The organism is Collinsella aerofaciens (assembly GCF_028206995.1).
Taxonomy (GTDB): domain Bacteria; phylum Actinomycetota; class Coriobacteriia; order Coriobacteriales; family Coriobacteriaceae; genus Collinsella; species Collinsella aerofaciens_AQ.
Map to the genome: position 1 here is coordinate 51,739 of NZ_JAQLFL010000008.1, position 20,639 is coordinate 72,377.

Consider the following 20,639-nt stretch of genomic DNA (forward strand, 5'->3'; position numbering starts at 1 on the left):
TGTACATGCCCGAGGGCGGTTTTTTTGTTACCGAACCGGGCCGCGCATCCGCAACATCGGGCGGCGTCAGCCGTCCCGGAGCGCGGATGCGCGAGAGACGAAAGGGAAGACATGAGTCTGATTGATGATCTGGTCAAACTCGAGGAAGAGGCCAAGGAGCTCGTCGCAGGCGCCGACGACGCCGCCAAGCTCGAGGCTGCGCGCGTTGAGCTACTCGGTCGCAAGGGCCGTATCACCGGCCTGATGCGCATGATGGGCAAGCTCGCCCCCGAGGATCGTCCCGTGATGGGTAAGCGCGCCAACGAGATGCGCCAGCTGATCGAGGGCATGCTCGACGAGCGCACCACCGAGATGAAGGCCGCCGCCCTCAAGCACGCGCTCGAGCACGAGGCCGTCGACATCACGCTGCCGGGCATCCGTCCGCAGATCGGTCACCAGCACCTGATCAAGCAGATCATCGAGGAGGCCGAGGACATCTTCTGCGGCATCGGCTACACCGTCGAGTCCGGCCCCATGGTCGACACCTCCTACTACAACTTCACCGCGCTCAACGCCCCCATGGATCACCCGAGCCGCTCGGCCCGCGATACTTTCTACGTGGTCGACAACAACCCCGGCAGCGTCGCGCACCCCGAGGCTCACGCCCACGGTGAGTCCGATGTGCTGCTGCGCACCCAGACCTCGGGCGTGCAGATCCACACCATGGAGTCGCAGAAGCCGCCCATCTACATGATCTGCCCGGGCACCGTCTACCGTCCCGACACGGCCGATGCCTGCCACCTGCCTCAGTTCAACCAGATCGAGGGCCTGGTCGTCGACGAAGGTATCACCTTTGGCGACCTTAAGGGTACGCTCGACTACTTTGTTAAGTGCATGTTTGGCGAGGACCGCAAGACGCGTTACCGCCCGCACTTCTTCCCCTTCACCGAGCCGAGCTGCGAGGTGGACGTGAGCTGCCACGTGTGCGGCGGCAAGGGCTGCAACTTCTGCAAGCACAGCGGCTGGATCGAGATCCTGGGCTGTGGCATGGTCGACCCCAACGTCCTGATCAACTGCGGCATCGATCCCGAGAAGTACACCGGCTTCGCCTTTGGTATTGGCGCCGAGCGCGTCGCGGCCCTGCGCTACGACCTGCCCGACCTCAGAACTCTCATGACGGGCGATATGCGTTTCTTGAATCAGTTCTAGGCTGCGGCTTGCCCAAGCACGGCACCTCGGCGCTCATTCGTCGCTTGCGTACCAAAGTACGCGGCGCTCCTCTTTCGGGCCGATCTGCCGCACTTGGACAACCCTCGCTTTGTAAGGAATGTTCACAAAGTTGATGTTTCCACCTGCATCTCTTCGCAGGCTTTCAGTATGAAAGGAGAGCTAGATGCGTGTTTCTTACGACTGGCTCAAGACCATGATCGATATTCCGGAGGATCCCAAGACCCTTTCGGACGAATATATCCGTACCGGCACCGAGGTCGAGGCGATCGACACCGTGGGCGAGTCCTTCGACCACGTGGTGACTGCCAAGGTGCTCACCAAGACCCCGCACCCCGATAGCGACCACATGTATGTGTGCTCGGTCGACGTGGGCGACAAGAACCTCGACGCCGACGGCAACCCCGTCCCGCTGCAGATCGTCTGCGGCGCGCAGAACTTTGAGGCCGGCGACCACATCGTCACGGCCATGATCGGCGCTGTGCTTCCCGGCGACGTCAAGATCAAGAAGAGCAAGCTTCGCGGCGTCGTGTCCATGGGCATGAACTGCTCCGCGCGCGAGCTCGGCCTGGGCGGCGACCACTCCGGCATTATGATCCTGCCCGAGGATACGCCCTGCGGCATGCCGTTTGCCGAGTATGTGGGCTCGAGCGACACCGTGCTCGACTGCGAGATCACGCCCAACCGCCCCGATTGCCTATCCATGATCGGCATGGCCCGCGAGACCGGCGCCATCTTCGATCGCGATTTCCACGTGGAGCTGCCCGCCATCAAGGCCGAGACCGGCCGCGCGACCGACGACGAGCTTTCGGTCGAGATTGCCGACGAGGGCCTGTGCGACCGCTATGTCGCCCGCATCGTGCGCAACGTGAAGGTCGGCCCCTCGCCCGACTGGATGGTCAAGCGCCTTAACGCCCTGGGCGTGCGCCCGCACAACAACATCGTCGACATCACCAACTATGTGATGATGCTCACCGGTCAGCCGCTGCACGCCTTTGACCTGGACACCTTTGCCGAGCGCGATGGCCACCGTCGCGTGGTGGTTCGCGCCGCCCAGCAGGATGAGAAGTTCACGACGCTCGACGGCGAGGAGCGCACGCTCGACGCCGGCATGGGCCTTATCACCGACGGCGAGCGTCCCGTGGCGTTGGCCGGCGTTATGGGCGGCATGGATTCCGAGATTGAGGACGACACCGTCGACGTGATGGTCGAAAGTGCCTGCTTCAACGCCGGTCGCACCTCGCACACCAGCCGCGACCTGTCGCTGATCTCTGACGCCTCCATTCGCTTTGAGCGCCAGGTCGATGAGACCGGCTGCGTGGATGTGGCCAACGTTACCTGCGCGCTCATCGAGGAGATCGCCGGCGGCGAGGTCGCTCCCGGCTACGTCGACGTGTTCCCCGCGCCCAAGACCATCGACAGCATCAAGCTGCGCCTGGCCCGCGTGCATGCCATCTGCGGCGCCGACATCGAGCCCGACTTTATCGAGCGTTCGCTCACCCGCCTGGGCTGCACCGTCGAGCGCGACGGCGAGGACTTTATGGTCACTCCGCCGAGCTTCCGCCCCGACCTGCCGCGCGAGATCGATCTGATTGAGGAGGTCCTGCGCCTGTGGGGCATGGGCCGCGTGACGGCGACCATCCCGGCCGCCAAGAACCACATCGGCGGTCTGACCCGCGAGCAGAAGCTCACCCGCAAGGTCGGCGAGATCCTGCGCGCCTGCGGCCTCAACGAGACCACGACCTTTGGCTTTGCCGCCCCGGGCGACCTGGAGAAGATCGGCATGTCCACCGAGGGCCGCGGCTGCCCCGTGGTGCTCATGAATCCGCTGGTGGCCGAGCAGACCGAGATGCGTCGCTCGCTGCTGCCGGGCCTGCTGCAATCCGTGGCCTATAACGAGGCCCACGGCACGCCCAACGTGCACCTGTACGAGGTCGGCAGCCTGTTCCACGGCCGCGAGAATGCCAGCCTGCCCAAGGAGACCAAGTCCGTGGCGGGCGTGCTCTCGGGCCAGTGGAGCGAGCAGTCTTGGAGCATGAAGTACCGCAAGCTGCGTTTCTTCTTTGGCAAGGGCATTGTCGAGGAGCTGCTCGCCCAGCTGCGTATCGAGAAGGTCCGCTTCCGTCCCGCCGAGGGCGAGGGCTATGCCTTCTTGCAGCCGGGTCGCGCCGCCGAGGTTCTGTCCGGCGGTACCGTGCTGGGCTGGGTCGGCGAGATCCACCCCGAGGCGCGCGAGGCGATGGGCATCGATGAGGTCGTCGTTGCCTTTGAGCTCGACCTGGACAAGCTGATCAAGGGCGCCCGCAATCAGGAGAACTACCGCGAGTTCTCGCAGTACCCTGCCGTTGAGCACGACCTTGCTATCGTAGTCGACAATACTGTGACCTGCGAGGATCTTGAGCGCCGTATTACCAGTGCCGGCGGCAAGCTGCTCGAGGGCGTGCGCCTGTTCGACGTCTACCGCGATCCCATCCGCATCGGAGCAGGCAAAAAGTCCATGGCCTTTGCGCTTACGTATCGCTCCGACGACCACACGCTCACCAGCGAAGAGGTCGAGAAGGCGCACCAGAAGATTGTCACCAAGGTGTGCAAGGGCGTAAACGGCGAGGTCCGCGGCTAGGTTCCGCGCTGGGGTATGGGTCAGCGGTGGCTGCCGCTGAGTCCTACGTGATTGCTATGCTCGGTATAAGGTACCGTTGAGCCTGCATATATGACACGCGCATTACATAACGGCGTGCTGCTTTGTCGGCAGTGCGCCGTTTTGCTATGATAGCCCGCGGCGTGTTACGAATCTGACAATACGTAACACTGGCAAGGTGATTTAAGCGGCGTTGCAATTCTGTGCGCCGATAACCGGGAGGCGTACATGCACATTCCAGATAATTATCTGTCCCCGCAGACCGATGCCGTGCTGGCGTTGGCGATGGTGCCCGTTTGGGTTCACTGCATCAAGAAGGTGCGTGCCACGCTCGATCGCGAGCATATGGCGTTCCTGGGCATCTGCGCCGCATTCTCCTTCTTGCTCATGATGTTCAACGTGCCGCTGCCCGGCGGTACCACGGGTCACGCCGTCGGCGGCGCGCTCATCGCGCTGTTGTTGGGCCCGGAGGCCGCTGCCATTGCCGTCTCGGTCGCGCTGGCGCTGCAGGCGCTGCTATTTGGCGACGGCGGCGTTCTGTCGTTTGGCGCCAACTGCTTTAACATGGCCTTTGTGCTGCCGTTTGCCGCTGCTATCGTGTTCCGTGCGCTCAACAGCCGTCTGTACGACAAAAGCTGGGGCACCTCGGTTTCGGCCATCGTAAGCGGCTGGGTCGGCCTGTGCCTGGCGGCCCTGTGCGCAGCAATCGAGTTTGGTATTCAGCCGATGCTCTTTACCAACGCTTCGGGCGCGCCGCTGTATTGCCCCTTCCCGTTGTCTGTGGCTATTCCGGCCATGTTGATCCCGCATATGCTGGTTGCCGGCGTGGTCGAGGGCGTGGCGACGGCTGCGATCTACGGTTTCATTAAGAAGACGGCGCCGAGCATTATCGTCGGGCCCGAGGCCGTCGATGGCCAGCTTGCTGCCGAGGGCGCTGCTGCCAAGAAGACCTCGCTGGTCCCCACGCTCATCTTGGTTGCCGTGCTTGTCGTGGCCACGCCGCTGGGCCTGCTGGCCACGGGTGACGCCTGGGGTGAGTGGGACGCTGAGGGCGCCGCGACCGCCGTTCAGGAGGCTGGTGACAACAGCCTGCAGGCTTCGGTCGGTCTCGATACCCCGACCTTTGCCGATGCGCTGCCCACGGGCGATTACCTGCAGGCCTATTCCGAGGAGCAGGGTCTTGGCTTTGCCGGTCAGGCTGCCATGTATATCCTTTCCGGTGTGATTGGCGTGGCGGTGCTCACCATCGCATTCCGTCTGATCTCGCTGACGGTTAAGGAAAGCGGTGCTCATGGCAATAGCCGAGCTGCCTAGTTGGCTTGCGGCCGAGGAGCGATATGAGCCCGTGGGGGCTCGGCATCGCGTAATGCAACAGAACGTCCTGCACCTGGCGAGCCTGCTTGAGCGGGTTCGCCTGGGCGGCGGCGCACACGAGGGCGGGTCGATGATCGACCGCGCCCTTTCTTCCGTTTCGGCGCCGGTGCGTTTGGTGGGGATGCTCGTTTGCGTTCTGTGCGTGTGTCTGACGCAGAGCCCGCTGTACCTCATGTTGATGGCGGCGATCGCGTTGGTGCTGGTCGCGGTGCGCCCCGTACGCGGGCTGGGCGCTACCTTTATGCCGGCGTTGGCTGCTGCGGGGTTTGCCGTGGTTCTGGCACTGCCTGCCCTGCTGCTGGGCGCTTCTGCCACGGGTGCCATGCTTAAGATTGCACTCAAAACGTTCATTAACGTGTCGCTGGTACTGGGCGTTTCGTGGACCCTCACGTGGAGCCGCATGTCGGCGGCGCTCAAGATGCTGCGCCTGCCCGACGAGGTTATCTTTACGTTTGATATGGCGCTCAAGCACATCGAGGTGCTGGGCCGAACGGCGCACGATCTGTGCGAATCGGTCATGCTGCGCAGCGTTGGCCGTGCGCCTGAGGGGTTTTCGCGTACCGATTCGATCGCGGGTATCATGGGCATGACCTTTATTAAGGCGATGGAATGCAGCCGCGCGATGGACGAGGCCATGCTCTGCCGTGGGTTTGCCGGCGCGTATCCGACGCCCGCTCGCAGCTCTTTTGGCTGGCGCGATGCGGTTTATGCGGCCGTTGTGGTGCTGCTCGCCGTGTTGTGCGCGGTGCTGTAGCGCGGGCGGTCGATCCGTCGATGTGAATAGGGAAGGGCGACGTTTTGGTAAACGATACGAATGACGCGATGGGCGCGAGCGGTGCTGCTGGCGCCGAGACAACGCCGCTCATCGAGTTTCGCGACGTGGTGTTTTCCTATGCGGGCCATACGGTGGTCGATGGCGTTTCGCTGCAGGTGGGCCGTGGGGAGCTCGTTGCCCTGCTGGGTCCCAACGGCTGCGGCAAGACGACGATCATGCGCCTTATCAACGGCCTTGAGCTCGCGGACGCGGGCACGTATCTGTTTGACGGGCATGCGGTCGATGCGGCATATCTCAAGGATTCTGCGACGGCCCAGCGGTTCCATCAGCGCGTGGGCTTTGTGTTCCAAAACGCCGATGCGCAGCTCTTTTGTGCCACGGTCGGCGAGGAAGTTGCGTTTGGCCCGGCTCAAATGGGGCTGCCGGCAGACGAGCTCGAGCGCCGCGTCCGCGATGCCATGGAGCTGTTCCAGGTGGCCGATCTGGTCGATGCCTCGCCTTATCAGCTTTCGGGCGGGCAAAAGAAGCGCGTTGCGCTGGCTGCCATCGTGTCGATGAACCCCGATATCCTGGTGCTCGACGAGCCTACCAACGGACTTGACGAAGACTCGTGCGACATCGTGGTCAACTTTCTACTGGCCTATGTTGCTGCCGGTAAGACGGTCTTGATGAGCACGCATCATCAGGATTTGGTGCGACGCCTGGGTGCCCGCGCCATCTATATCGATCGATATCACCACGTGGTCGCGGCACCCGTGGCATCGTATGGAACCGAAAGCGGCACTGCGGAATAGTTGCTGCGTAGTAGGGCTGCGGCCGCGCGCGTGGCTTGCCGTGAATGGTATAGTTATCCGGGTTTTACGGGGGTGGCTATGCCAAGTTGGAATATTCATATCGCTCAGACGGAACGACTGCTGGCGCGTGCTGGCACGCTTGCCGATAACGTGCGCGACCGCAATGCCTTTTTGTTTGGCTGTGTGGTTCCGGATATCTTCGTGGGCTATATGGTCCCTGGCATCGCCGACCCCATCCCGTATCGCATCACGCATTTTGCCAAGCCTGAGCCTATCCCCAAGCCGCGCGAGCATGAGTTTTGGGACACCTATGTGGCGCCGCTGCTCAAAGGGGCGCCTGTTGGTACGCCGGCTGCCGCGACCTCGATTGTCGAGGAGCGCGAGCGACTCAATCGGGTGCATTATCCCCAACGCTACAAGGACGCCGAGCCGGTTGCCGGTCCCGGCGCTTGTGAGTTCTCGCTTGCGTCCGAAGATGTGGCACAGTCGCTGCTCGATCTGACGCTGGGCGTTTGGTCTCACCTCGTGGCCGATACCGTGTGGAATACGCGCGTGAATCAGTATCTGGAGGCGCACGGCGGCAAGCCGTGCGAGGAATTCCGCATTAAAAAGCAAGGCGACTTTGACTGGTTTGGCAAGACGCTCGGCATTGTTTCTATCCCGCGTGCGACCGATCGCCTGTATACCGCGGCGGCCCAGTTTGGTCAGTATTCGATTCCGCAAGATTATGTGCTCAAGACCATTGGCGTCATGCACGAGATCGTGCGCGAGAACCCCGGCGAGCCGGATCATCCACCGTACCGCCTGCTGAGCGAAGCGTTCTTTGACGCAACATTTACCGAGGTCGTCGAGCTAACCGAGGCGGGTTTTACCGCCCGCGTCGCATCACCCGGTGTGCCCGCTCTGCCCCTGATCGCTAGCTGCTAGCTGGCCGGCCCGGCAGTGAATAGCTCAACCCAATCGACAAGTAGCTCTTGCCGAAGGACATCTTCGGCAGTGCGCTCCTGTTTAGTCTTTGGGACGTAGGTAAGCCCAGCCTTTTTATGGATGAGCTCGGCTATGTGGTCGAAGCTCTTCTTATCCTTAATCTGGCCATAGGTAATTTGGATGACATCGTAGCCCATGCTTGTAAGTGTGGTGGCGCGCTCGGCATCGGAGAGACTCGCGGCTTCGCTGCCGTGGGCGGAGCGGCCTTGGCATTCCAGAATGACGCCCATACTGTCGGTGCTGCTCTCGATGAGGATGTCGGCATAGCAGCAGGTTTTGTCATACAGCGAACGTGCGGCTTCACTGAGCGGGATGCGCGCGTTGTTGGCGATCTCGATGCCCTGGCCGCCCTCGTCGCGGGGGAGCGAGATAAGCATGGAGGTCTGTACTTCGAAGGGCGAGGCGGCCTGCCCCGTCATGTGCTCGGCCGCCCAGCGCAGTTGTTTGACGCCGCGCAGGCCTGCGGCTTGCTTGGCGAACGCGGCGATATCCGTTGCGGTAAGAAGCGGCGTGCGCTTCCACAAGTTGGTGTCATTGCCCTTGGTGTCGTTAACTCGCTCCCAGCCGCAGTTGGGTGGAATGAACTTAAGCGAAATAGCTTCATCGAGTTGTTGTTGCGTTCGCTCGCAGGGCTTAAACACTGCAAAGGAGCCGCACATCTCGTAGCACGCCATGAGTAACTGGTTGCGTGAGACCTGCGTGGCAAGGCTGAGCAGCGTGAACTCCGGTGACGTGACATCAAACCCATGTTCAGTCTGCCTAAACGACCCCGGAGGTGGTTCTTGGGTCAGGAGGTGCGATTTAAACAGGCTTCGCGACCCGGATTGTGCCCGAGTGAATACAAGCCTGTGAAGTGGTGCGTGAAGCAGGTCTTTTACAACTGCATGACTTCCGAGGCCACAACATCTGCGATCCATATTGCCAAGGCTAATGGCGGGGTAAAGGCCTAATACCTGCGGCGGGATGCGGTAGTAGTTAAAGGCGGATTGCCCACAAAGCGTCAGGTCCATAATGCCCTCCTGGCCGAAATCATCTCTTTGAAGCGAGTGATGCCAGCGTCAATCCGGAAGTATGCGGCAAAATCTGAACCCTATGAGCGGACCTGGCTTTTGAGGCTAGTTTATCAGGCATTTTGTTGCGAAAAAACAGGGTGTGCTCGGAGGTTCCAGAATTTGCCGCATACTTCCGAAAACCAGGTCGATTTGGTTCTTGCTAAAACGATTTATCAGCCCTGTGTGAGGTGTGGGTTTGCCACCGGGCGAACACTTTTAGCGCTTGGGACTTTATTTTATGGGCCTCGAAGGGTGGATTTCGCACTTTTGGTAAAGAAATGAGTGCGTGTTTTGCTGTGCGCCGGCATTGGCACAGAAAAAGGGCCCGGAAGGCTTTGCCTTCCGGGCCCTTTGCAATGCAAGTGTGCTTGCAAGTACGACTTAGCGCACCTGAGCGACGTAAGCGACGTTGGTCGAGGAGACCTTGTCCTCGAGCTGGACGCTCATGCGGGGATCGCCAGCGGTGGCGACGGTCAGGTCTCCGGTCTTGACGTAGCCGAGCTCCTTAGCGGTCTCAATCGCCTTGACGATCGTGCCGTTGACGGTGCCCTGGGTAATCTCGGCCTGGTGCGGGATAACGCCCCAGTACATGATCATCTGCTGGACGGCCCACTCGTGGCGGGAGAACGCGCAGATCGGCATGTTGGGACGGAAGTGCGAAATCAGGCGAGCGGTACGACCGGTGGTCGTCGGCACGGTGATGCACTTGGCGCCAACGGTGGTAGCCATGTTCACAGCGGACATACCCACAACGTTGTTGACAACACGGGTGCCGTGGGCATCGGCCGGAACCTCGAGCGGAGCGTGAGCCGGGAGGTACTTTTCGGTCTCGAGAGCAATGCTGGCCTGCATCTTAACGGCCTCGACCGGGTACTTACCGGCAGCGGACTCGCCAGAGAGCATAACGGCGTCGGTGCCGTCGTAGATGGCGTTAGCAACGTCGGCAACCTCGGCGCGCGTCGGGCGCGGGTTCTGCTGCATGGAGTCGAGCATCTGCGTAGCGGTGATAACGGGCTTGTAGGCCGCGTTGCACTTGGCGATGATCTCCTTCTGGATGTGGGGAACGAGCTCGGGCTTGATCTCGATGCCCAGGTCGCCACGGGCAACCATGATGCCATCGGAAGCCTCGAGGATCTCGTCGAAGTTCTCGACGCCCAGGGCGCACTCGATCTTCGGGAAGATCGTCACGTGCTCGCCGCCGTTCTCGCGGCAAAGCTCGCGGATGCCGCGGACGGACTCGCCGTCACGGATGAAGGAAGCGGCGATGTAGTCGATGTTCTCGGTCAGGCCAAAGAGGATGTCCTGACGATCGCGCTCGGTGATGGCGGGCAGCGAGATGTTGACGTTGGGCATGTTGACGCCCTTGCGCTCGCCGATCAGGCCGTCGTTCTTGACGACGCAGGTCATGTCCTGGCCGTCGACGGACTCGACCTCGAGGGCAACCAGGCCGTCATCGATCAGGATGAGGGAGCCCTTCTCGACCTCGGAGGGCAGAGCCAGGTAGTCGAGGGAGATGTGCTCAGCGGTGCCGTGGAAATCCTCGGTCGTGGGCTGAGCGGTGACGACGATCTTGTCGCCGGTCTTGACGGCAACCTTCTTGCCATCGACCAGAAGGCCGGTGCGGACCTCGGGGCCCTTGGTGTCGAGCAGGATGCCGACGGGCAGACCGAGCTCCTTGGAAATACGACGGACGCGCTCGATGCGACCGTGGTGCTCGTCGTAGGATCCGTGCGAGAAGTTAAAACGGGCGACGTTCATGCCCGCCTTGATCATCTCGCGGATGGTCTCGTCGCTATCGCAGGCGGGACCCATGGTGCATACAATCTTGGTGCGCTTGTACATTCAGACCTCCATCTGACATCGTCTTGCGCTGATAGATAAACCATAAGAAATAAAACTGAGATGATTATAACGAAATGGCGACCGAATACCCCAAAAAATCGACCGTATGCCGAATTAGAAGTTCATTTTTTGCGAAAAAACGGTATATGAAAAATCTTTACCAACCGTTCTGACCGCTGCTATCTGGGCGATATTTCAGTTTGATGATGCACCGAAGAAAAAACGTTTTATCAATGTTGAACATCATACGGTCTGCATCGTTGCGAATGGACCCTATTTCCAAATGGATTGTTTTGGCTAGACGCGTTGCTTTGGGGTACCATAGCTCCACTATCAACTGCCGCTCAGCACGGCAGCCTTGATGAGCCCTTGCCCTTCTCCTGGGAATTATGATCGGGCATCAATCTGCTGAGTGGCCCGAATCCCAGGAGGGGACTCTATATGCAAAAGGAATACCTGTCCGCCGCGGCGGAGGTACTCAGCGACCAAGGTGTCGATGAGAACCTCGGCCTGAGCAGCGACGAGGCGTCGTCGCGCCTCGCCAAGACAGGCCCTAACAAGCTTGAGGAAGCCGAGAAGACGCCGTTGTGGAAGCGCTTCTTTGAGCAGATGGCCGACCCCATGGTCATCATGCTGATCGTTGCCGCCGTCATCAGTGCACTCACGGGCATGGTCAAGGGCGAGGCGGACTTTGCCGATGTCGCCATCATCATGTTCGTCGTTATCGTCAACTCGGTGCTGGGCGTGGTCCAGGAGGCTAAAAGCGAGGAAGCTCTCGAGGCATTGCAGGAGATGAGCGCCGCGCAGTCCAAGGTTCTGCGCGACGGCAAGCTCGTGCACCTGCCGAGCGCCGAGCTCGTGCCCGGTGACGTGATCATGCTCGAGGCGGGCGACTCCGTCCCGGCCGACTGCCGCGTGCTCGAGAGCGCCACGATGAAGATCGAGGAGGCCGCCCTTACCGGCGAGTCCGTGCCCGTCGAGAAGCATGCCAACGTGATTGAGCTCGCCGCCGGCACCGACGACGTGCCGCTCGGCGACCGCAAGAACATGTGCTACATGGGTTCCACCGTGGTATACGGCCGCGGCCGCGCCGTCGTGGTCGGCACCGGCATGAACACCGAGATGGGTAAGATCGCCGGCGCCCTGGCCGAGGCCAAGGAAGAGCTCACGCCGCTGCAGGTGAAGCTTGCCGAGCTCAGCCGCATCCTCACCATTATGGTGATCGTCATCTGCGTCGTGATCTTTGGCGTCGACATCGTCCGCCACGGCGTGGGCAACGTCCTTACCGACCCGACTGCCCTGCTCGACACCTTTATGGTCGCCGTCTCGCTCGCCGTCGCTGCCATCCCCGAGGGTCTGGTCGCTGTCGTGACCATCGTGCTTTCGCTTGGCGTGACCAAGATGGCCAAGCGCCAGGCAATCATCCGCAAGCTCTCTGCCGTCGAGACTCTCGGCTGCACGCAGACCATCTGCTCCGACAAGACCGGTACCCTTACCCAGAACAAGATGACCGTCGTCAAGCACGAGCTCGCTGCGCCCAAGGAGAAGTTCCTGGCCGGCATGGCACTGTGCTCCGATGCCCAGTGGGACGAGGAGTTGGGCGAGGCCGTGGGCGAGCCGACCGAGTGTGCACTCGTCAACGATGCCGGCAAGGCTGGTCTTACTGGTCTGACTGCCGAGCACCCGCGCGTGGGCGAGGCCCCGTTCGACTCGGGCCGTAAGATGATGTCCGTGGTCGTCGAGACCCTGGACGGCGAGTACGAGCAGTACACCAAGGGCGCGCCCGACGTGGTGATTGGCCTGTGCACCCACATCTATGACGGCGAGAAGGTCGTTCCGCTGACTGAGGAGCGCCGCGCCGAGCTCGTGGCAGCCAACAAGGCCATGGCCGACGAGGCCCTGCGCGTGCTGGCGCTGGCGAGCCGTACCTACACCGAGGTTCCCGCCGACTGCAGCCCCGCTGCGCTCGAGCATGACCTGGTCTTCTGCGGCCTGTCCGGCATGATCGACCCGGTCCGCCCCGAGGTGGCCGACGCTATCCGTGAGGCGCACGACGCCGGCATCCGCACTGTCATGATTACGGGCGACCATATCGACACCGCCGTGGCCATCGCCAAGCAGCTGGGCATCGTCGCCGATCGCAGCCAGGCTATCACCGGTGCCGACCTCGACCGCATGAGCGACGAGGAGCTCGACGCGCACATCGAGGATTACGGCGTGTACGCCCGTGTCCAGCCCGAGCACAAGACCCGCATCGTCGAGGCTTGGAAGTCGCGCGACCAGATCGTGGCCATGACGGGCGACGGCGTCAACGACGCCCCGTCCATCAAACGCGCCGACATCGGCGTGGGCATGGGCATCACCGGCACCGACGTTACCAAGAACGTTGCCGACATGGTGCTCGCCGACGACAACTTCGCCACCATCATCGGTGCTTGCGAAGAGGGCCGTCGCATCTACGACAACATCCGCAAGGTCATCCAGTTCCTGCTTTCGGCCAACCTTGCCGAGGTGTTCTCGGTGTTTATCGCTACGCTTATCGGCTTTACCATCTTCCAACCGGTGCAGCTGCTGTGGGTGAACCTGGTTACCGACTGCTTCCCCGCGCTCGCGCTGGGCATGGAAGACGCCGAGGGCGACATCATGAAGCGCAAGCCGCGCAACGCCAAGGACGGCGTCTTTGCCGGCAATATGGGTCTGGACTGCGTGGTCCAGGGCCTAATCATCACCGTGCTGGTGCTGGCGAGCTTCTTTGTGGGCGTGTACTTTGACATGGGCTACATCCACATCGCCGATATGATCGCCGGCAATGCCGACGAGGAAGGCGTGATGATGGCGTTCATCACGCTCAACATGGTCGAGATTTTCCACTGCTTCAATATGCGCAGCCGTCGTGCGTCGCTGTTCACCATGAAGAAGCAGAACAAGTGGCTGTGGGCTTCCGCCGCGCTGGCACTGGTGCTGACGGTGATCGTGACCGTGCAGCCGACGCTTGCCGAGATGTTCTTTGGCCCCGTGACGCTTGAGCTCAAGGGCGTTCTTGCCGCGCTGGGTCTGGCCTTCCTGATCATCCCGCTTATGGAGATCTACAAGGCGATCATGCGCGCTGTGGAGAAAGAGTAGCGTACTCGTCCGGGCCCGCCCCACGCCCTTTCTCCCTCACTGGTCCTCGCGCTTCGCGCTGCGGGATCGTTCGGGAGAAAGGGCTTCCGGGGCGGGCCCTGCGGTATCCTTGCTGGCTTTTCTTCCGTGCGGATGAAAAGGGCTGAGGGAAAGTTTGTGAGCTGGTCGGGCTTTGCCCGGCCAGCTCTTTTTGATTTAAAATACCTGCTCAGTTGTGATTTGTGGTGCTGGGAGGCGCTTGTGGGCAAGGCTAAGGCTAAAGCGAAGAAAAAGACGACGGGGGCGCGGGCTAAGCGCGATCGTCGTCGGAAGCTTGCGACCGAAGCGCCCGTGTCTGCCGAGGAGTTGTTGGCGAGCGTACCGGGGCTCGATGCGCTGCAGGATGTTCCGGCGTTTGATGACCTGCCGGTCGATGAAGCCCAGCAGACTGCCTTTGATGATTTCTGCGCACATGCCGAGGAGCCCGAGCAGATGCAGCTTGGCGCCGTGGTGCGCTTGGATCGCGGGTTTCCGCTGGTGGCGACTGCCAACGATACCTTCCGCGCCGAGCATGCCGTGGGGTTTGCCAAGTCGCGCGGCGAGGACGAGGTCCTGCTGCCTGCCGTGGGCGACCGTGTGGCGGTGCGCCGCGCTCCCGGGCACGATATGGGCGTGATTGAGTGCGTGCTGCCGCGCCGTACGAGCTTTGAGCGTTGGCGCGGCCGTGCCCGCGGAGAGCGCCAGGTGCTCTGCTCCAACGTGGATAGCGTGCTAATCGTGCAGGCGCTCGGTGCCGGCGAGGTACTGCTCGACCGCGTGGCGCGTTCGCTGGTGTTGGCGCTCGACTGCGATGCCGAGCCGGTGGTAGTGCTCACCAAAGCTGACCGTTGCGATGCCGAGGAGCTCGAGCGCGATCTGGACCGCGTGCGCTGCCTGGTGGGTCCGGACGTGCGCGTAATCGTGACGTCCTCTGCCGAGGGCCGCGGCCTGGACGAGGTACGCGCCTGCGTGCCCGCCGGGAGCTGTGCCATGATTTTGGGCGAATCGGGTGCCGGCAAGTCGACGCTGCTCAATGCGCTGCTGGGCCACGATGCGTTGGCGACCGGCGGTGTGCGCGAACGCGACGACCAGGGCCGTCACACTACCGTCGCGCGCGTGATGGTGGCGCTACCGGGCGACGCCGGCGTGATCGCCGATGCCCCGGGCCTACGCAGCCTACCGCTCGTGGGTCACGAGCGGGGTCTGGCGCGCGCCTTCCCCGAGATTGTCGAGGCATCGCGTGCGTGCCGGTTTGGCGATTGCACGCATACCCATGAGCCGGGTTGTGCCGTTCGCGAGGCCGAGGACGCCGGGCAGATCGACAGCCTGCGTTTGGAAACGTTCCAAAACTTGGCGTCATCCATGCGCGTGAGTGCTCAAATGCTCGATCCCGATGTCCATCTGTAATTGATTTTTCCTATGACAGCCGTCTCCCAACTGTTCGGGAGACGGCTTTTTTGCTGCGGAAAAGCCTCGAAACATGCAGTTTGCTGACGTACTGACCAAAACCTTGCCACGAGCTTGACGGGCTGGTCAGCTTTTGGTCAGCGATTGGTTTGACATCGAAAACCAAAATCGCAATTGCGCCGCTTTGCACTTTGACCGCCCAGACAATGGTGGTACGGACATTCGCCCGGCACTGCCATGAGAGGAGCGGCCGTGAACAAGAGCAAACGCATCGCCATCAGTCTGGTCGCGGGCGTGCTCGCTGCTCTGCTCTGCATGGTTTACGGCTCGTCGATCCGCTCGCAAGCCGAACAGGTCCAGGCTGAGACCTTGGCCAAGTACGGTGGCGATCGCGTCGAGGTATGCGTCGCGGCGCGCGATATCGATGTGGGCGAGACCCTCGATGAGACCAATGTCATAACCCAGGAATGGCTGACGAGCCTGTTGCCGCGTGACGCGGCGACCGAGCTGCGCCAGGTGCGCGGCGACGTGACGACTTCGCGTATTCCCAAAAACGCCGTGATCTGCAATGTCTACACCAAGGCCGAGAGTCACAAGCTCGAGGTGCCTAAGGGCAAGGTCGCCGTTTCGGTGGCGGTCGATGCCGAGCACTCGGTCGGCGGTGCTACGGGCGTGGGCAGCTACGTGGATGTGTATGTGCAAAAAGACGGCGTAACCGATCGGTTGTGCGGCGCGTACGTGATCGATACCAGTGAAGATTCCGGTGCCACGCGCGAGGGCAAGATCGAATGGGTGACGCTGGCGGCTGACCCCGAAGACGTCAAGGAACTGCTGGGGGCATCGGGCAAGGGAACGGTCAGCTTGACGATTCCCTCCACGGCGCGCGGCAAAAAGAGCGGAGGCGACGAGTGATGAAGGCGATCTGGCTTGCGTGCTGCGCGTGCGGCGATTACGGGCTGTTGCAGCGGGAAGTCGAGGGCCGTGATACGGGTGCACAGGTGCTTCGCGTGGGTGACCTGGACGGGCTGGTTTCCATGGCGCGGGCGTTTCCGTCGCGCCGCGGGGCTGCCATCATCGCGGCGTCTCTGTTTGATATCGAAGATGTGCGCAAGACTGTTGCGCGCCTGACGGCCGAAGGCCGCGTGAGTCGCGTGGTCGTGTTGATAGAAGCGCTCGATCCGTCGGATATCGAGGGACTGTTTCGCGCGGGGGCGACCGAGGTCATCGCTGCGCACAGTATATGCGGCAACGGGCGCGCGGGCGAGGGAGCGGTTGATTCCGATCGGCGCATGACGATTGAGCCCGATGCTTTTGTTGATAGGGAACCCGGGGCGCCTCGCGCTACAAGAGGCCCGCGTGTTGATGATTATGGAAAAGCGGAAGCCGAGCATGGTCGGCGCCCCCGGAACCCCCTTGTATACGATGACGCTGGAGGGCCGGCACAGCATGCTGGCGACTCCCCGGCTGTAGATATGGGATACGTGCACGGCGTGAATCTGGCGGATGAACTCGACGAAGTTGAGGGCTTTGCCGGGTGCGGCGAGTTGTCGCTGATGCAGCATGAGCAGATTGCACAGAACGAGCCTGCCTTGCAGACCGAACAAGCTGCCATGCCGGCTTGGACGCAGCGTGTGGTTGCGGCGGGGGAGACGGGGACGCTGTCGCCGACGCCCGCCCCGCCGCCTCCGATGCCGCCGGCAGACGCTGCCGCTCCGCAGCATCGAGCTCCGGTCATCTGCGCCATTTCGGGTTCGGGCGGTTGCGGCAAGTCGACGATCGTTGCCACCATGGCACACACATCGTCGCTGTTGGGCTTGCGTGCCGCCGTGCTCGACCTGGACCTGATGTTTGGAAACCTTTACGACTTGTTAGGCGTCGATGCTCCGCGCGATATGGCGGCACTTATCGAGCCGGCGGCGGCGGGCGCGCTCACCGAGCCGGATATCGTAGCCACATCGATGCGCGTGGCGCCAGGCGTTACGCTCTGGGGTCCCGTTGCGGCGCCCGAGCAAGCCGAGCTCATGGCACGTCCGGTGGAGCTACTGCTTGATGTTTTGCGTCGCGAATCCGACGTAGTCTTTATCGATACCTCGGTCTTTTGGGGCGACGCCGTGGCGGCTGCGGTGGCGGCGAGCGACCGCTGCCTGATCGTTGGCGATGCTGCGGTGTCGTCCGCGACATCGGCGTCGCGCGTCATTGAACTGGCAAGTCGAGTAGGTGTGCCGCGCACGCGCATGAGCGCCGTGTTCAACCGGTTCGGTGCGCGCGGGGCAGACGAGGACGTCGCCATGCGCTTTGAGATTGCCTGTGCGTTGAGCTCCAAGATTCGTATCGCCGATGGCGGGCAGGATCTCGCCGCGCTCATGGCGTTTGGGCGCGCTGATGAGGCAGTGGGGCAGACCAGCGCTTTTGCGACCAGCGTGCGCGAGGCCACGCGCGAGATGCTCGTGGAACTGGGGTGCGCCGTCGGCCCTTGGAGCGATATGGTCGCCGACCGTGCAACGCGCACCGAACGCCCGCGTATCCGCCTTCCCTGGTCGCGCGAGGGTGATCAGCGATGAGCCTGCAAACGAGGATTAAGGCTGCCGGCGCTGCAGCGGGGGCAGCGCCTGTAGATGCGGGGCGTCGCCGCGCAGTGAAACGACGCACCAAGTGCGCCGTGATGGACCGCATGGGTTACGACGAAGTGGCGCGTATCAGCGCCTATATCGACCCGGCACTTGCCCGCTCGGAATTGCGTCCCGCGGTGGAGGCGGCGCTCAATGTTGAGGAACCGACCGATCTCGCGACGACCGAGCGCGAGACCATCATCGACGAGGTTTTGGATGACGTAGTGGGCCTGGGGCCGTTGCAGCCGCTCATCGAGGACGACACCGTTACCGAGATCATGATCAACGGCTGCCGCTCGGCTTTCTTTGAACGCGGCGGCGTCTTGCACCCCATCGAGCATGCGTTTGAGGATGATGAACAGATCCGTGTGCTTATCGACCGCATCATCTCGCCACTTGGCCGCCGTATCGACGAGCGCAGCCCCATCGTCAACGCCCGCCTCAAAACGGGCTATCGCGTCAACGCGGTGATTCCGCCTGTGGCGATTGACGGACCGATTCTCACCATCCGAAAGTTCTCGGACCGCATCTGCTCGCTGGACGAGCTTGTGGGGCTGGGGTCGCTGCCGCTTTGGTATGCGCAGCTGTTGTCGTGCGCGGTGTCGCTGCGACAGGACCTGGCGGTTGCGGGAGGCACGGGATCTGGTAAGACCACCCTGCTCAACGCGTTGTCATGTGAGATTTCCACCGGCGAGCGCATCGTGACGATCGAGGACTCTGCCGAGCTCAAGTTTGCGCATCATCCGCACGTGGTGCGTCTAGAGGCGCGCGAGGCTTCAATTGAGGGCGAGGGCGCGGTGACGATCCGCGACCTGGTGACCAATGCCCTGCGCATGCGCCCCGACCGCATCGTGGTGGGCGAGGTGCGCGGTGCCGAGTGCTGCGACATGTTGCAGGCCATGAACACGGGCCACGACGGGTCGCTCACCACGCTTCATGCGGGTTCCGAGCAGGAGACCGTGGTGCGTCTGACGTTGCTTGCACGTTATGGCATCGATCTGCCGAGCGAGCTCATCGAAGAGCAGATTGCCATGGCGCTCGACGGCATCGTGATGTCCGAGCGCCACGCCGATGGCAGGCGCTTCGTCTCCTCGTATTCGGGGGTGCGTCGCGCCGCGTCGGGCGGCGTAGAGCTCGAGCGCTATGTGACTTTCGATGCCGCCGAGCGCACCTGGACGCTTGACCGCGAGCCGCCGTTTATCGCAGAAGGCCTGCGGTCGGGGACGCTCACACAAGAGGAGGTGGACGAATGGAGGTCGCTGTGCCCCTCGTCGTAGGGGGTTTGGCAGGGTTTTCTGTCGCGACGGCGTGCGGGGCGGAACCTCGTGTGCCGCAGGTGCCGCCGGCGGAGCTGGCGCGTCAGGCGTTCGAGACGGTGGCAGAGAAGCTGCCGCGTGAGTTGGTGGAAAACGATCTGCTGAAAAAGATTGCCCGTTCGTGGGCATCGCTGGCTCCGGCGCGTCGCCTTGGCCTCGTGATCGAAGATGCTTCGGGGCGTTTGGCGTTTCTGCTGCTATCGAGCGGTGTCTGCTGCGTTTTGCTAACGATGGTGTCGTTATCGCCCCTCGGGTTTGCCTTGGGACTTGTTGCTCCGATTGCCGCTGGCGCCGCTCGGGATGGCTTTGAGAGCCGGCGCGAGCAACACGATGCAGAAGAGGCCATGCCCGAGGCGTTTACCGCACTTTCCATGTCGCTTGCCTCGGGACATTCGCTGGCCCAGGGCATGCGCTTTGTGGGCGCTCATGCGCAAGAACCGGTGCATACCGAGTTTTTGCGGGTAGCGGCGGCGATCGATTGCGGCATCTCGGCGACCGACGCGCTCGATGACTTGCTCGTGCGCATCGACGCCCCCGGCCTTTCGCTTGTGACCTTGGCGCTTAAGGTGTCTCAGCGCACCGGTGCTCCGCTTGCCGACTTACTGTCCGAGGCGTCGAGCATGGTGGGGGAGCGCATTGAGCTCAAGCGCCGCCTGGATGTTAAGACGTCGCAGGCTCGCATGTCTGCGCATATGGTCGCGGCGATGCCGGCGGGCATGTGCGCGGTGTTGGCGCTGCTTTCGGCAGATTTTCGTCGCGGTCTTGCGACGCCTGCCGGTGCGGGCGCTGTGGTGCTGGGTCTAGTCCTCAACGTCGTTGCCCTGGTGGTTATCCGGCGCATTATGCGGGTGGAGCTATGAGCGCCCTGGTTGCAGTTGTGGCTTGCCTGTGTGCCCTGAGTGTATTTGTCGCGACGGGTTTGGATCGGGCGGATGCGCGCAAGATCGCAGGGGCCTGCAAGCGCGAGGCGGTGCTGGTCGCTGCCGCGGGTCGCTCGGTGGTCGATGCCCTGACCGCGCGAGTGAAGGGCGCGGTTGGAGCGGGCGGCCCGGCGCGAGTGTCGCTCGGCGAAGTGTCCGAGATGATCGATGTTGTGCGCTTGGGTCTTTCGGCCGGCCTTTCGTTTGATGCGGCGCTTGAGATTTTCTGCGCCAACCGCCGGTCAGTGCTGGCTCTTCGCCTTGAGCGGGCCTGCATGGCGTGGCAGGTGGGCGTGGGCACGCGTGAGGACGAGTTGTTGGCCGCCGCGCGCGACCTGGACGTGCGAGCGCTCGAGACCTTTGCCATTACGGTGGGGCAGGCACTCGCCCTGGGTGCCCCACTTGCCGAGACACTGGCCGCTCAAAGTCGCGAGATCCGTGCGGCTCATCGCGCCGCGGTCGAGCGCGAGATTGAGCGTGCGCCCGTCAAGCTGCTGATTCCCACCGGCACGCTCATCTTGCCGGCGTTGCTTCTGTCCATATTGGGCCCGCTGCTGGGAGCAGGCGGGATGATGTAG

At 62.5% G+C, this 20,639-nt stretch carries 15 protein-coding genes; 13 read left to right on the forward strand and 2 right to left on the reverse strand.

Annotation, left to right across the window (positions count from 1 at the left end):
* The first annotated feature begins 111 nt into the window (after positions 1–111).
* From pheS to PMX60_RS07070, 6 genes are all read left to right on the forward strand, one after another.
* A complete protein-coding gene (pheS, locus tag PMX60_RS07045; RefSeq protein ID WP_040359117.1) occupies positions 112–1,188 on the forward strand; it encodes a phenylalanine--tRNA ligase subunit alpha in 1,077 nt (358 codons plus the stop codon).
* A gap of 184 nt (positions 1,189–1,372) precedes the next feature.
* Entirely contained in the window at positions 1,373–3,826 is a 2,454-nt protein-coding gene (pheT, locus tag PMX60_RS07050; protein ID WP_271747359.1) for a phenylalanine--tRNA ligase subunit beta, read from the forward strand.
* Positions 3,827–4,072: 246 nt separating this feature from the next.
* Positions 4,073–5,158: a cobalt transporter CbiM gene (gene cbiM, locus PMX60_RS07055; protein ID WP_271747360.1), complete on the forward strand. Its 1,086-nt coding sequence runs from the start codon at positions 4,073–4,075 to the stop codon at positions 5,156–5,158.
* Positions 5,136–5,972 carry an energy-coupling factor transporter transmembrane component T gene (locus PMX60_RS07060; RefSeq protein WP_271747361.1) on the forward strand — a complete coding sequence of 279 codons (837 nt, stop codon included), beginning with the start codon at positions 5,136–5,138 and terminating at the stop codon, positions 5,970–5,972. The genes cbiM and PMX60_RS07060 overlap by 23 nt, the downstream gene beginning before the upstream one ends.
* Positions 5,973–6,016: 44 nt before the next feature.
* Positions 6,017–6,787, forward strand: a complete 771-nt coding sequence (locus PMX60_RS07065; RefSeq protein ID WP_271747362.1) for an energy-coupling factor ABC transporter ATP-binding protein — start codon at positions 6,017–6,019, stop codon at positions 6,785–6,787.
* A gap of 78 nt (positions 6,788–6,865) precedes the next feature.
* A complete protein-coding gene (locus PMX60_RS07070; RefSeq protein ID WP_271747363.1) occupies positions 6,866–7,714 on the forward strand; it encodes a hypothetical protein in 849 nt (282 codons plus the stop codon).
* On the opposite strand, the gene PMX60_RS07075 is transcribed toward PMX60_RS07070, so the two are convergent.
* Entirely contained in the window at positions 7,711–8,448 is a 738-nt protein-coding gene (locus tag PMX60_RS07075; RefSeq protein WP_271747364.1) for a hypothetical protein, read from the reverse strand. The two genes, PMX60_RS07070 and PMX60_RS07075, sit on opposite strands and share 4 nt — an antisense overlap.
* 759 nt (positions 8,449–9,207) lie before the next feature.
* The gene (pyk, locus tag PMX60_RS07080) at positions 9,208–10,668 is read right to left on the reverse strand and encodes a pyruvate kinase (RefSeq protein ID WP_271747365.1); all 1,461 of its coding nucleotides are present in this window, start codon (positions 10,666–10,668) and stop codon (positions 9,208–9,210) included.
* Between the two features lie 441 nt (positions 10,669–11,109).
* Between pyk and PMX60_RS07085 the strand changes: the two genes are divergently transcribed.
* The 7 genes from PMX60_RS07085 (at position 11,110) to PMX60_RS07115 (ending at position 20,639) form a co-directional block, all read left to right on the forward strand.
* A complete protein-coding gene (locus PMX60_RS07085; protein WP_271747366.1) occupies positions 11,110–13,791 on the forward strand; it encodes a cation-translocating P-type ATPase in 2,682 nt (893 codons plus the stop codon).
* Between the two features lie 471 nt (positions 13,792–14,262).
* A complete protein-coding gene (gene rsgA / locus PMX60_RS07090) occupies positions 14,263–15,216 on the forward strand; it encodes a ribosome small subunit-dependent GTPase A (RefSeq protein WP_195521664.1) in 954 nt (317 codons plus the stop codon).
* Positions 15,217–15,468: 252 nt separating this feature from the next.
* Entirely contained in the window at positions 15,469–16,128 is a 660-nt protein-coding gene (cpaB, locus tag PMX60_RS07095) for a Flp pilus assembly protein CpaB (protein WP_271734485.1), read from the forward strand.
* Positions 16,128–17,777, forward strand: a complete 1,650-nt coding sequence (locus tag PMX60_RS07100) for a nucleotide-binding protein (RefSeq protein ID WP_271747367.1) — start codon at positions 16,128–16,130, stop codon at positions 17,775–17,777. The genes cpaB and PMX60_RS07100 overlap by 1 nt, the downstream gene beginning before the upstream one ends.
* Positions 17,774–19,102, forward strand: a complete 1,329-nt coding sequence (locus PMX60_RS07105) for a CpaF family protein (protein WP_271747368.1) — start codon at positions 17,774–17,776, stop codon at positions 19,100–19,102. The genes PMX60_RS07100 and PMX60_RS07105 overlap by 4 nt, the downstream gene beginning before the upstream one ends.
* Positions 19,075–20,001 (forward strand): type II secretion system F family protein, encoded by a 927-nt coding sequence (locus PMX60_RS07110; protein ID WP_271747369.1) that lies wholly within the window; start codon positions 19,075–19,077, stop codon positions 19,999–20,001. The genes PMX60_RS07105 and PMX60_RS07110 overlap by 28 nt, the downstream gene beginning before the upstream one ends.
* Complete coding sequence (locus PMX60_RS07115) at positions 19,998–20,639, forward strand: type II secretion system F family protein (protein WP_117746903.1); 642 nt, start codon at positions 19,998–20,000, stop codon at positions 20,637–20,639. The genes PMX60_RS07110 and PMX60_RS07115 overlap by 4 nt, the downstream gene beginning before the upstream one ends.